The sequence below is a fragment of the Polycladospora coralii genome, assembly GCF_014773435.2.
In the GTDB taxonomy this organism is placed as follows: Bacteria; Bacillota; Bacilli; order Thermoactinomycetales; family Thermoactinomycetaceae; genus Polycladospora; species Polycladospora coralii.
This window is the reverse complement of sequence record NZ_JACXAG020000002.1, coordinates 42,049-55,306: the sequence shown is the minus strand read 5'-3', so window position 1 is coordinate 55,306 and position 13,258 is coordinate 42,049. Positions and strand designations below refer to the sequence as shown.

Below are 13,258 nucleotides of genomic sequence, written 5' to 3'. Positions count from 1 at the left end.
TTACGTCCAAAAACTTCTTATACATGATCATTAGATCTTAATTGACTCACTAACTGCTTCATATCTTCTGGTAAGGGCATCGACCATTCTTTCCACGTTCGTAAGCGGGGGTGGAAAAGTTTCAGAGATGTAGCATGTAAGGCTTGTCGATTTATTTCTAGATGGTCATCTCCAGTACCATATAATGCATCTCCAAAAATGGGATGTCCAATTGCTTTTAAATGCACACGAATCTGATGCGTACGTCCTGTTTCCAATTGAAGACGCACCCAGCTGGCAGATGAAAACTGTTCAACAACCTCATAATGCGTGATAGCAGGGTAACCATGTCCTGCTTCCACCACTTTCCGATACATCGGTTGGTCAGGATCTCGATCAATCGGCATGTGAATGGTTCCGGTTGCCTGTGCAATGGGATGGTGACAGACCGCATAGTAAGTTCTTTGATACCTTTTCTTTTTCATTTGTTCTGCTAAAAAAGCATGTGCATAAGCATGTTTAGCGATTACCATCAACCCTGATGTATCACGGTCTAACCTTGTCACTGGCCGAAACAAATACGTTTCCCCTCGCTCCTTCCAGTAATGCATGACCCCATTTGCCAGTGTCCCATTAGGATAACCATTGGTCGGGTGGACCACTACACCCGGTGGCTTCGCCACAATCAATAGATCCTCATCTTCATCAATTACGACAAATGGGACCGGTTCAGGTAGAATATAAGCCGCTTCTTCTTGAAAGATTTGAATACGAATATGATCATTTTTGTGCACGCGTGCTGTAAAGAACATCGATTCTCCGTTGACCGTAACCATGCCGCTTAGTTTCATGCGTGTCATCATTTTACGTGAGAATCGAAACTTATTCTGTAAAACTTGCTGTAACATTTTTCCATCATCTTGTTCTTCTACCAGATGCGAATAGGTCGTCATCACTTTTTGATTCGTCATCCAACATACCTCTCGTTTATCTTAAGATATTCAACAGTATACCATCACTTAAGTAGACAAACGAGATTCCGTTTCGTATAATGGTGCGCGAGACCACTCCCTATATTTGGATACCTATATGTAGTTGTTATCTGGTACATCCCATCACTTAAAGGAGAATAAGAGAATGAAGAAATGGCTTTTGATATTACTCGCATCGATGTTTACATTAACCGCTTGCTCCCCTACGAATGAACCCACAGGAGAGCAAGAGCAAACGAACATAAAAGAAGTAAAGCTCGTTTTAGATTGGACACCAAATACGAATCACACTGGACTTTATGTTGCACGTGATAAAGGTTACTTTAAAGAAGAAGGGTTAAATGTATCCATTATCCAGCCTGGAGAAGCAGGAGCAGAACAGATGGTTGCTGCTGGACAAGCTGATTTTGGTGTAAGTTATCAGGAAGGCGTCACTCAAGCACGTACCCAGAATGTCCCGATCGTTTCGATTGCCGCCATCCTACAGCATAATACTTCGGGATTTGCTTCTTTAAAAGAGAAAAACATTGAAACACCCAAAAACTTTGAAGGGAAAGTCTATGGAGGATTTGGTTCACCGGTTGAAGAACAAATGATCGCTTCACTAATGAGTGAAGAGCAAGCTGATGTAAAGAAAGTACAAATTACGCCGATTGGTAATGTCGATTTCTTTACCGCTATAAAGAAAAACATTGACTTTTCTTGGATATATTATGGATGGACGGGTATAGAAGCAGAACTGCGCGGTCAAGACTTAAATATGATCTATTTGACGGATTACGCAAAAGAATTAGATTATTATACCCCCGTCATCATTTCAAACGAAAAAAATATTAAAGAAAATACAGAAACCGTTGCTGCTTTTATGAAAGCCGTAAGTAGAGGATATCAATTTGCCATTGAGCAACCACAAGCAGCCGCTGACATTTTAATCCAAGCTGAACCCGATCTAAATGGAGAACTCGTGAAAAAAAGTCAGGAGTGGCTCAGCCCTCGCTATCAAGCGGATGCAACACAGTGGGGTACTCAAAAAGAAGAAATATGGACAAATTATGCTGATTGGATGCGTAAACACGGTGTTTTAGAGGGGAAATTTGATGCCAAATCGGCCTTCACCAATCAATTTCTACCTGAAGGGGGCAAATAATATGGCGCAATCACTTGTAAGCGTTCAAATCATTCCACAACCTGCTAATGGCGAAGACCCTATCCCTTATATTAACCATGCCATTTCCGTCATTCAACAAGCCGGTGTTCCTTATCGCGTAGGGCCGCTAGAAACAACAATTGAGGGAGAATTGGCTCAGTTACTTCAGCTCATCCCGGAAATTAAAGATCAACTCGTTCAGATCGGCTGTAAAAAAATGTTGGCTCAAATCAAGGTTTGTTATGATGAAAATGGCATCTCCATGAACCAATTAACTGCAAAATATGATGAATAAGATGAAAACATGGTTTCCGGTCTTGATCACATCTATCGTCTTCCTACTGCTGTGGGAGGCGATTGTGATTCTATTTGCGATAGAGACATGGCTACTTCCCTCCCCATATGATATTTTGCGAGAAACTTGGGAAATACGCGATCGTATTTTTGAAAATTTACGCAGTACGTTTACCATTTCCATATTCGGACTAATGAGTGGCTTAGTGTTGGGTGTTGGCATAGCCACGGTGCTTTATCTCATTCCTTTTTTACAACGCATTTTTTATCCCTTTATTCTGATCTCACAAAACATCCCATTAATTGCACTTGCCCCCTTATTGGTCATGTGGTTTGGTTTTGGCGTTGGACCTAAGATTACCATTGTCATGTTGATTTGCTTTTTCCCTATTGTCGTCTCTACATTAGATGGATTCACACAGACAGACCCTACTTTGCAAACCTATTTGAAGATGGCAGGCGCTTCAAGGTGGCAACGATTTATTAAGTTAGAGTGGCCATCTGCTCTCCCATCTTTCTTCTCAGGTCTCAAATTATCCGCTACTTACAGTGTGATGGGTGCAGTGATTTCAGAATGGCTCGGCTCACAAAAAGGGTTAGGTGTTCTATTAACCTTGTCTTCTAAATCCTTTCGAACAGATCGTGTTTTTGTGGCAATCACGTTTATCGTCATATTGAGTATATGTTTTTTCATCATAATTTCATGGATTGAGCGTTTCATTTTACACTGGAAACAGAACCCATAAGGAGAGAATTACCATGCATTTATCCGTTCAAAACATCTCCTTTGCGTATGGAACTACCACGATTATGAAAAATCTGTCCTTAGAGGTGACTGATGGTCAATTCGTATCGATCATCGCGCCATCTGGGAGCGGAAAAAGTACTTTATTTTATTTGATCGGTGGTTTACTTCAACCCCAATCCGGTCAAATTTTATTAGAATCGCAGTCTATTGTAGGAAAACGTGGTCAAGTCTCCTATATGCCACAATCTCCATCCTTATTACCTTGGCGTACCGTACAGCAAAATGTACAGATTGCATACGAGATTCGAAAGAAGAAACCCGCATTAAGTGAGATTCATCAATTATTGGAGCGTGCTGGTTTAGCAGAAGTAGCCCATCACTATCCCCATCAGCTATCTGGCGGCATGCAACAAAGAGTCGCTTTTATCCGTACCTTAGCCGAAGATAAACCAATACTATGTCTAGATGAGCCTTTTGGAGCCCTTGATGCGCTCACGCGTACTAAGATGCAGAACTGGCTCCAACTCATTCTCAAAGAAGAAAAGCGAACCGTCTTATTTATCACCCATAGTATAGAAGAAGCCATCTTGCTGTCTGATCGTATCTATGTATGTCACGCCTCTCCGCTTCAAGTAAGTCATGTTTTTCATGTTTCTATTCCTATGAATGAACGTCAAAAGAAACATCAAGCCACGGGATGGCGTGAGCTTACCCAGAAAATTGAAGAAGCACTTATCTAATATAAAACCAAGTGGAAACGATCTTCCACTTGGTTTTTTTCAAGAAAAAGTAACCAATGCATCACGAATCTGTTCTCTTTCTGCAATCGTCAGCGGTCGTGTACGTGTATATCGACTACCTACAGCTGTATTTTTCACTTGCCCACTTCCGCCCCCTGGCTGCGCAATCGTCTGATTCAACACTTGTAAGGCCCAATGAATATTAAAAGAAACAGAGAATAAACCACTTTCATCACCAGCAAAATTTACTGCAGTTGCAAAGTTATCTTCTTGTCTTAGCCATACAGATCCTGAGTCTCCCTGTAGCGAGACCGCTCCATTTTGCGAACGAATAATAGATTGATTGACAAATGTAAGGTTTCCTAAGGCTTCACCAAATGAAACCTCTAAGGTGACATCGACTGCTTCAACAAATCCTTCCGTCCTTCCTGTCGTTCTCCCTACTTTATAAAACAGCTCACCGATACTAAAATTTCGCATGTGGCCTGGTACTCCTCCCACTGTTGCATATAGAGGAGCAAGGGTCCTATCAGAAATCGGATTGGTTAGACAAACATCTAATACATTGAAGTTATTCCTTTCTAGTCTTATAAATTTACCAGTAACACCGATTACATCATTTGGGGCACGTCCACCATCAACACGACCAGGTTGTAGCGTCACATTTCTCCCCGTATTATCCTTTAATAATACGTGATTGTTACTTAGCAGAAACAAATTTACGCTTGGAGATGTCGAATTCGTAACGATAACCCCTACAGTACCTGTAGATTGTTCATTTCCCACACTATATCCTGCAATTACCGGCCGAATTCGTCTCTGAAATCGTTCCGAAAACCTTTCTTGTCTAGCTATAAAGCGACCACTTTGAATCTTCCGAAAAGGGACTACAATCAATCTTCCTCGATATCGGGTTTCAAGATTACCTGTAGCAGGCATCGTTGCGTTGCGATCTGCATAAATCATAATGGCAGATCCGCTTGCTATTCTCCTACTATCTAATGCGCCTATACCCACACCAAATATGCCAGCTTGACCTAATAATCGATTTTCCCAAGCCTTTTTCACGATAATGGCTTCATGATAGTTTGCGATAATTCGTTCCCCCTTCTCTCATTCATCCCATTATCTTATGCGAGTAAAAGAGAATCGCAACAGCAGACACGCATTCATAAAGAAAAGCCGCGAATGATTTCGCAGCTGTGTTAGTACATCAAACCATTTCTTTTATGCGTTTGTTTAAATTGTGTAGCTGGTGGATCAAAATACTTCGCGTCATAACGACGGACAAATGTACCATGGTGTGTAATATAACCAGATCCCCATGTCGGATCCATGGTAAGCCAGCGATTATCTATCCTCGCTTCAATCCATGCATGCTGCTGATTACCCGCTTCTCCTTCAACAAAGCGAGCGGGTATCCCTTCAGCACGTAATAAAGCAATCGCTAGGAAGACAAAATCTTGGCAAACCCCTGATTGTCGTTCAAGTGATTTAAGTGCTCCATCATCCCAAGCAAACGTATTATGACGTAGTTTTTTCATATCATATTTCATATTTTGTGCTACATATTGATAAATCGCCTTCGCTTTATCATAATCGGTTGTCTTGTCAGGCGTAATCTTTTTACCTAAAGCAATGATTTTCTCATTGTCAGACGGAATACCTCGAGAAGGTAGTAAATCTCGTAGATCTTCTTGCTTCTTGCTTTCTATCTGAAAACTAGCTACGGTAAAAAAACGAAAAAAATCACGGTTTTCATCTGTTATCTCAGGGACAAATAATAATACATCATACTGACCTGCCCCAAAGCGGAACGGAATTTCTCCTGTAAATGCAAAATCACGAACTGGAATAAAGTAAGTTGCTTTATCTTTCCCTTTTACAGTTTGTACAATCATATACTCGGTTTCCCGCGCCTTTTTACCATCTGGATCAATCGTACCTTCAAACGGTAAGTTATCCGAAGCTAGTTCACCACCTGCTATCGGTTTGGTTAGGTGTACGCCTCGTTGTTGATATAGCGCAGTAAATCGAATGGGATTGCGTACCGCTGTAGAACGGTTATCTACAATAAAGGAAGCGCCATCAAGATAGTAGTTCTTCTTCGACGAATCAGGAAGCATCACTTTTATATCATGTTTACCCTCACCAAATAACAAAGGAATATCTACCCGAAATGTTTTATTTTTTACACGCAACACCTGTTGCCATTTTTGATTTCCTTTACGGGTCTCTATTAATAATTCATCTGTGTTCGTAACACCATTTAATTGGAAAACACCTTCTTGCTCTTCTATACCTGCATGGGGTGTATGAAGCTTCAGTCCGTTCTCAATTGCTTCGAAACTATAGCTAATATCTCGTTTAATCGCTGGGTTTACATTGATAACATGTGTAGTAGAAAGTGGATAGTATTCTTCTTTATTCTCTCCCGAAACAAGCAAGGTAAGTTGATACTCTCCTATCCCAGCAAAAAGATGAATTTTTTTTGAAAAATCGGCACTGTTTATTGGCAGATAGTAATTAAACTGCATAGGCATATCTTCGATTAAATCTGTTTTTTTCTCAACTTTAATCCACAGATGACGTTGACTAAGTTGCTTATGTTTTCCGATCTTTCCAGATACCAGCACTGTACTGTTGGCAGCAAACTCTTTATACATTGGAGAATCGATTTGTATGGATAAATCCTTTGCATATCCTGTTAATTCTTGTTTCTCTAGCCTTAATTCCTTATTCTTCTCATAAGCCATTTGGTCAAATGGATCATCCGAAACGGTCTGATTGGGCGTTTGTGATATCCAGGTTAAAGGGTTTTCACATGCCACTAGCACAATGATACTAAGCAAAAGATATCCAATAGGAATAAAACGTTTTCGATGCAAATGCATATTAGTCTGCCTCTCATTTATCATTTAAAAGGAAAATAATTGATTTGATTCCAGATCAGGCGTTTCACTTGATTCTCCGATATTCGAGCCTTGACTGAAATGCGTTCACTTCAGTCAACTCATCTTTCTTTTTTCAATTTTATTATAACACCTTTTTTTTATGCACGATATGATATGAGTTTAGCTTATATCAATCAAAATCACTACATCCATATTCAATCGATGTAGTGATTTGACAGAAATGCGATCAAAGTTGACCCGTTTCTTCTAAGGCATTTTTAAGTTGTTCTTCGTCCCACACGTCGATCCCTAACTTTTGTGCTTTCTCCAACTTGGAGCCCGCCTTTTCACCTGCTACAAGTAAATCTGTCTTTTTACTTACACTACCTGTTATCTTTGCTCCTAATGATTCAAGTAAGTGTTTAGCCTCTTCACGTGTGAAGATTTCCATCGTGCCTGTTAATACAACCGTTTTACCACTAAAAAAGGTCTCTTCCGATTCTGAGGTTACCGTTGCTACGTTCCCTTTAAATCTCATATTTACGCCGACTTCTTTCAAGCGTTGAATCATTTCAAGAACTTCAGGTTTGTTCAAATAAGTATACAAACTATCCGCCATCTTAGGTCCAATCTCTTCAATATTCTCCAATTCGGAGGGAGTAGCTAACATCAATTTGTCCATATCCAGATAGTGCGCCGCTAAAACTTTTGCTCCTTTTGCACCAACAAAGCGAATCCCTATACCGAACAACAGCTTTTCAAGCGAATTTTCTTTGCTTTTTTCAATCGCTTGTAATAAGTTATCGACCGACTTTTCACCCATTCTTTCCATCTCAAGTAGTTGGTCACGATCTAGATCGTATAAATCAGCTACTCCTCGTACCAGCCCGCGCTCAAATAATTGTGTCACTACTTTTTCGCCTAAACCGTCAATATTCATCGCATTTCGAGATACAAAATGAATAATCCCTTCACGTGTCTGTGCAGGACAATTTGGATTCACACATCGAAGTGCCACTTCTCCTTCTAGTCGTACAAGTTTACTATGGCATTCCGGACAATGAGTAGGCATCGTAAACGCTTTTTCTTCTCCTGTGCGTCTGTCTTTTACTACAGCTACCACTTCTGGAATAATGTCACCCGCTTTTTTAACAATCACATAATCACCTAAGCGAATTCCTTTTTCGTGAATAAAATCCTCATTGTGTAAAGTTGCACGCTTCACCGTAGTACCTGCCAACGTAACCGGCTCTAGATAAGCAGTAGGCGTAACCGCTCCAGTGCGCCCTACTTTCAATTGAATATCCGTTAACCTTGTTACAGACTCTTCCGCAGGAAATTTGTATGCGATTGCCCAACGCGGACTTTTGGCCGTGTAACCCATTTTTTCTCGTAATTTCAAATCATCCACTTTCACCACAATACCATCAATTTCATATCCAAGATCAGAGCGTCGCTCTGTCCAGTGTTTAATATAAGCAATTACTCCATCAATATCTTCTATTTTTTTCCATTCTGGATTTACTTTAAAACCTAAGTCAACTAAACCATGTAAGGCCTCTGAATGGGTTTCATATCCTTTCTCATCCGTATGATTTAAACCATATATGAACAAATCCAATGTGCGCTCAGCCGCTAACTTTGAATCAAGCTGACGTAATGAACCCGCACCTGCATTACGTGGATTAGCAAATAAGACTTCCCCTCTGGCCTCTTTCTCTCGATTTAAACGGGCAAAAGCTTCCTTCGGCATAAAAGCTTCACCACGTGCTTCAATCGTAATCGGTCTTTTTAAGCGTAATGGAAGGGAACGTATCGTTTTTAGGTTTTGTGTAATATCTTCACCAATTTGCCCGTCACCCCGTGTTGCCCCTTGAACAAAAATACCTTCCTCATACTGGAGGGAGACGGCTAAACCATCGATTTTTAACTCACACACATAGCGCACAGTAGCACTTTGGGCCAGCTTTTGTACACGCGCATCAAATTCTCGTAATTCTTTCTCATCAAAAGCATTTCCAAGACTAAGCATGGGTGAACGATGTGTCACTTTTTCAAAGTGAGGCAAGACTGCACCACCGACACGCTGTGTGGGTGAATCCGGTGTCTGGAATTGTGGAAACTGTGCCTCTAACTCTTTTAATTCTTTCATTAAAGCATCATACTGATTATCACGAATGAGAGGATCATCTAATACATGGTAGCGATAGTTGTGTTCATTGAGCTCGTTCTGTAACTTCTCTATTCGCTCTTGTACCTGATCAGCTTTCAATGGGGTCGTATCCCTTCTTAATTATATTTTTTGAATCGGAGCGTATTTGGCTAACAACTTTTTCACACCTATAGGTGCTGGAAAAGCAATATTTAGTTCGATTTCTTCATCACTTCCGTGCACTTTCACTACCGTGCCGACACCCCACTTCTGATGTTGTGCTTTATCTCCAACCTGCCAGGATTGAGACATATTCGTTTGAGGACGGATAACGGCCTTTTTCTTAATAGATTGGGGACGTTTTTCTCCTACGTTCTCAGTAAGTTCTACCGGAATTTCTTTTAGAAAACGCGAGGGTAGATTGGCATTCGTCTGACCATAGATCGTACGTGATTTGGCCCGTGTAACATGTAAAATCTCTTCCGCTCGTGTAATTCCCACATAAGCTAGTCTACGTTCCTCTTCCATCTCTACATCATCACCCAAAGAGCGATTATGTGGAAAAATTCCTTCCTCCATCCCAACTAAAAAGACTTGCGGGAATTCTAGCCCTTTAGCACTATGCAACGTCATTAATGCGACTGATTCGGTTGGCTTTTCCGCATCATCTGTTTGATCCAAATCTGAGATTAAAGCCAGATCAGTCAAGAAAGCCACTAAGGACTTGTCCTCATTTTGTTTTTCAAATTCTTGAGCAACCGATAGGAACTCCTCAATATTTTCAATGCGGCTAGCTGCCTCTAGTGTATTTTCTTTTTTTAATTCCTCTCGATAGCCGCTTCGAACTAAAATTTCTTCAGTTAGTTCAAGTGCTGACAAATAATCTGCCATCGCGTGTAACTCTTGGATGAGTCGAATAAAATTTTGTAGTAATCCTGTTATTCTTTTCGTTAGCCCGATTTGCTCCACTTCTAGCAATGCTTGAAACAAGGAGAGCTGATGATTATTGGCATACGTGCTGATTTTGTCCATGGTTGCAGCACCTATACCTCTGCGTGGTACGTTTACAATACGATTTAAGCTTAAGTCGTCTTGTGGATTTACGATCAATCGTAAATAAGCTAAAACATCCTTAATTTCTTTTCTTTCATAGAATTTGATGCCACCTACAATGGTATAAGGAATATTCGCTTTCATAAGTACATCTTCTAGGACACGTGATTGCGCATTTGTACGATAAAGCACAGCAAAATCGGAATATGTCTTACCACTTTTGCGCCCCTTCATGATTTGATCAGCGACATAGAAAGCCTCTTCATGCTCCGTACCCGCTTCAAATCGTTGTATGGGGGTGCCACTATCATTTTCTGTCCATAAATCTTTTGGTTTACGCTCTGTGTTATGTGCAATCAAATGATTAGCAGCCGCTAAGATTTTCTTGGTCGAGCGATAGTTTTGTTCTAATTTGATGAAGCATGCCCGCGGATAATCTCGCTCAAAATTTAAGATGTTTTGAATGTCTGCACCACGGAAACGATAGATCGACTGATCAGAATCTCCTACGACACATATATTCTGGTGATGCTCGGCCAATTGCTTAACTAACATGTATTGTACGTGGTTAGTATCTTGATACTCATCAACATGAATATATTGAAACTTACGTTGGTAATAAGCGCGCACCTCATCATCTTGCGTCAACAGTTGTACTGTTTTCATGAGTAGATCATCAAAATCTAATGATTCATTCGCACGTAGTTTCCGTTGGTATTGTTCATATACATCCGCAGCCACCTCATCCATAAAGGAAGTCGCTCCTGATTTCATCTGCTCAGGTCCCTGCATCTGATTTTTAGCGGAGCTAATCTTATTTAATAGGGCACGTGGCTCATATTTTTTGGGATCGAGATTATGTTCTTTCAGAACTTGTTTGATCGTGGTCAATTGATCCGATGTATCTAAAATTGTAAAGCTACGTGAATATCCCATTCGATCTATATCTCGTCGTAAAATACGCACACACATGGAATGAAATGTAGAAATCCAAATATCCTCTGCTACTGCTCCCACCAATTTTACAATCCGCTCTTTCATTTCACGCGCTGCCTTATTGGTAAAAGTTATAGCTAGTATATTCCAAGGATGTATTTTTTTATCAGCCATTAAGTACGCAACACGATGCGTCAAAACTCTCGTTTTGCCACTACCCGCCCCCGCTACGATCTGAACGGGTCCATCTGTTGTTTCAACCGCCTGTCGTTGTGCGGGATTGAGTCCCGTTAATAATTGATCTGCCATAGATTCTGATATATGCATCATCAACGCTCCTATCCAAATTATCCATACAATTGCTTGTCCGTGGCCATCCTCATAAGCTCCATTATACACTACTCAACTTATGACAGTGAACTCGTTTCAGCCAAGGCTGAAACATCAGAGAATCAATCTGTTTAAAGCTCCACTTATAGAAGTAGAAGTCTGAACGCATCCGAAAGATAAAGAAAACTTGCCGATTGGCAAGCTTTGTAAAAGAACTGATATAGGTGCGTGTAAGAAAAAATCGTAAAAGAACAAGTTGATTTACATGATTCCCTTATTTAAGCGTCGTATATTTTGGTTAATCTACACGACGGTAGCCGATTATACGTTCTCTTCTTTAAGTCGCTTTAATGCCAATTTATAACCATTTGTACCATAGTGGAGACATCTTTTTACGCGTGAAATTGTAGCCGTACTTGCACCTGTCTCCGATTCAATCTGGCTATATGTACACCCTTCTTCTAGCATCCGTGCCACCTCTAAGCGCTGTGCAATTGATTTCACTTCACCCACCGTACAAAGATCTTCAAATAACTGATAACACTCTTCCATATTTTTTAAGTTTAAAATGGCAGTAAATAGTTGCTCCATTTCTTTCTTATTTAGTTTATTTAATTGCATTTCCATCTTCCTTTCTGTGTATTTTCCCTATTTTAAAAGACATACAAATGCAGGTGTGTTGATTTGCATGATTCTTCCATCTTACTGTCTTGTGTTTTGGTTAATCAACACTACTGATACAAATCATCAAATTATGCAGGTATATAGTACTGATTAAGTATACTCGATAAATAAGGATAGAGCGATAGGACTTTTAGGATTTGCGAACGAGAATCCTTCCCATTTCAATGGGGTAGATGAAAGTGAGCGTTGCTCGGTACCTCCTGCTTTTTGAGGGTGCTTAGAGCAACAAACTCTGCTACAATAAGTCCCATTGTGCGAGTGATCTTTGATAACTGAATCGTATTGGGTTGGTTGGAAGAAACAGTCCGACCGTAAAATGATTCCTGTGTAGCGAATTGACGCTTCTGACTTTTTGGGCATGGAATGTGCCTTCGTGGATGGATGTAGGATGCTACGCCAGATGAAACGAGAAGCTCAACCACTTTTAGTGGTGAGTAGTTCACATTCATTTCAGCACTACTACAACTGCCCAATTTCCTTGATTTAGAGTGTACAGCTCTACTACATGAATGGGAGCATCCCCAGAAGCTTCTGACCAGAAATACGCTTTCCACAACTGTTTTCTGACATGAGGAAACGCTTTTTTGATCATACGGGAGCTTAATGAATTTGGAAAGCTCAGTTTTGGGATGTGCTTTGAACAACACATGAATATGATCTTGATCGTGGTTCCACGTTAACAGTCTAAAATATACTGAAACATCTGCTTTACCTTTTCAGATACAGCCTGATCGATTATCATGTAGGCTTGAAGTGGGTGTACTCTTTCAGAAAAAATGATAGAATACAGATTGGATACCAAGTCCATGTTTTTAAGGAGGATATACAAACATGAGCATTAAAGGAAGCATCGAACTTGAAAACGGTAAAATGATCCATATTGATTTTTTTGATCAAGAGGCTCCAGGTACCGTAAAAAACTTTCAGAAGTTAGCTAACGAAGGTTTTTACAATGGTCTCTCCTTTCATCGTGTCATTCCTGGTTTTGTAAGTCAAGGTGGTTGTCCACATGGTACAGGTACAGGATCTGCTGGCTATACCATCCCTTGTGAGACGGATAACAATCCACATCGCCATAGTGCCGGAGCACTATCAATGGCTCATGCCGGAAAAGACACAGGATCTTCTCAATTTTTCATTGTCCATGAACCTCAACCGCATCTTGATGGTGTACATACGGTCTTCGGTCAAGTTACTTCAGGTCTCGAAGATGCCAAAGCTTTGCGAAATGGCGACAAAATGAAAGAAGTAAAAGTTTGGGAAGAATAATGAACAAACAAATAGGAGACCTCCCGACTTGGGATAGGTC

Annotated in this window: 11 protein-coding genes and 1 pseudogene; 5 read left to right on the top strand and 7 right to left on the bottom strand. The window is 40.5% G+C overall.

The genetic code is table 11. The annotated features are described in order from the left end of the window. Window positions 1-17: 17 nt before the first annotated feature. Window positions 18-950, bottom strand: a complete 933-nt coding sequence (locus tag IC619_RS04375; RefSeq protein WP_191139296.1) for an RluA family pseudouridine synthase — start codon at window positions 948-950, stop codon at window positions 18-20. A 166-nt stretch (window positions 951-1,116) separates the two neighbouring features. Between IC619_RS04375 and IC619_RS04370 the strand changes: the two genes are divergently transcribed. The 4 genes from IC619_RS04370 to IC619_RS04355 are packed head-to-tail and all read left to right on the top strand — an operon-like array spanning window position 1,117 to window position 3,900. Next, window positions 1,117-2,118 (top strand): ABC transporter substrate-binding protein, encoded by a 1,002-nt coding sequence (locus tag IC619_RS04370; protein WP_191139297.1) that lies wholly within the window; start codon window positions 1,117-1,119, stop codon window positions 2,116-2,118. 1 nt (window position 2,119) lies between these two features. Beyond that, window positions 2,120-2,413, top strand: a complete 294-nt coding sequence (locus IC619_RS04365) for a thiamine-binding protein (protein ID WP_191139298.1) — start codon at window positions 2,120-2,122, stop codon at window positions 2,411-2,413. 1 nt (window position 2,414) lies between these two features. Next, entirely contained in the window at window positions 2,415-3,158 is a 744-nt protein-coding gene (locus IC619_RS04360; protein ID WP_347239759.1) for an ABC transporter permease, read from the top strand. Window positions 3,159-3,171: 13 nt separating this feature from the next. Next, a complete protein-coding gene (locus IC619_RS04355; protein ID WP_191139300.1) occupies window positions 3,172-3,900 on the top strand; it encodes an ABC transporter ATP-binding protein in 729 nt (242 codons plus the stop codon). Window positions 3,901-3,939: 39 nt separating this feature from the next. Here the strand turns inward: IC619_RS04355 and IC619_RS04350 are convergent, their stop codons facing one another. The 6 genes and pseudogenes from IC619_RS04350 to IC619_RS16715 form a co-directional block, all read right to left on the bottom strand. Next, entirely contained in the window at window positions 3,940-4,968 is a 1,029-nt protein-coding gene (locus IC619_RS04350) for a hypothetical protein (protein WP_191139301.1), read from the bottom strand. Window positions 4,969-5,105: 137 nt separating this feature from the next. Further along, window positions 5,106-6,794 (bottom strand): transglutaminase-like domain-containing protein, encoded by a 1,689-nt coding sequence (locus IC619_RS04345; RefSeq protein ID WP_191139302.1) that lies wholly within the window; start codon window positions 6,792-6,794, stop codon window positions 5,106-5,108. Between the two features lie 247 nt (window positions 6,795-7,041). Then, complete coding sequence (ligA, locus tag IC619_RS04340) at window positions 7,042-9,066, bottom strand: NAD-dependent DNA ligase LigA (protein WP_191139303.1); 2,025 nt, start codon at window positions 9,064-9,066, stop codon at window positions 7,042-7,044. A 21-nt stretch (window positions 9,067-9,087) separates the two neighbouring features. Then, window positions 9,088-11,262, bottom strand: a complete 2,175-nt coding sequence (gene pcrA / locus IC619_RS04335; RefSeq protein WP_191139304.1) for a DNA helicase PcrA — start codon at window positions 11,260-11,262, stop codon at window positions 9,088-9,090. Window positions 11,263-11,586: 324 nt separating this feature from the next. After that, on the bottom strand, window positions 11,587-11,886 hold the full coding sequence (locus tag IC619_RS04330; protein WP_191139305.1) for a YerC/YecD family TrpR-related protein: 300 nt from the start codon (window positions 11,884-11,886) through the stop codon (window positions 11,587-11,589). A gap of 508 nt (window positions 11,887-12,394) precedes the next feature. Then, window positions 12,395-12,632: pseudogene (locus IC619_RS16715) on the bottom strand (IS200/IS605 family transposase); the annotation flags it as partial. Window positions 12,633-12,780: 148 nt separating this feature from the next. Here IC619_RS16715 and IC619_RS04320 point away from each other — a divergent pair. Then, complete coding sequence (locus tag IC619_RS04320) at window positions 12,781-13,218, top strand: peptidylprolyl isomerase (RefSeq protein ID WP_191139306.1); 438 nt, start codon at window positions 12,781-12,783, stop codon at window positions 13,216-13,218. Window positions 13,219-13,258: the final 40 nt, after the last annotated feature.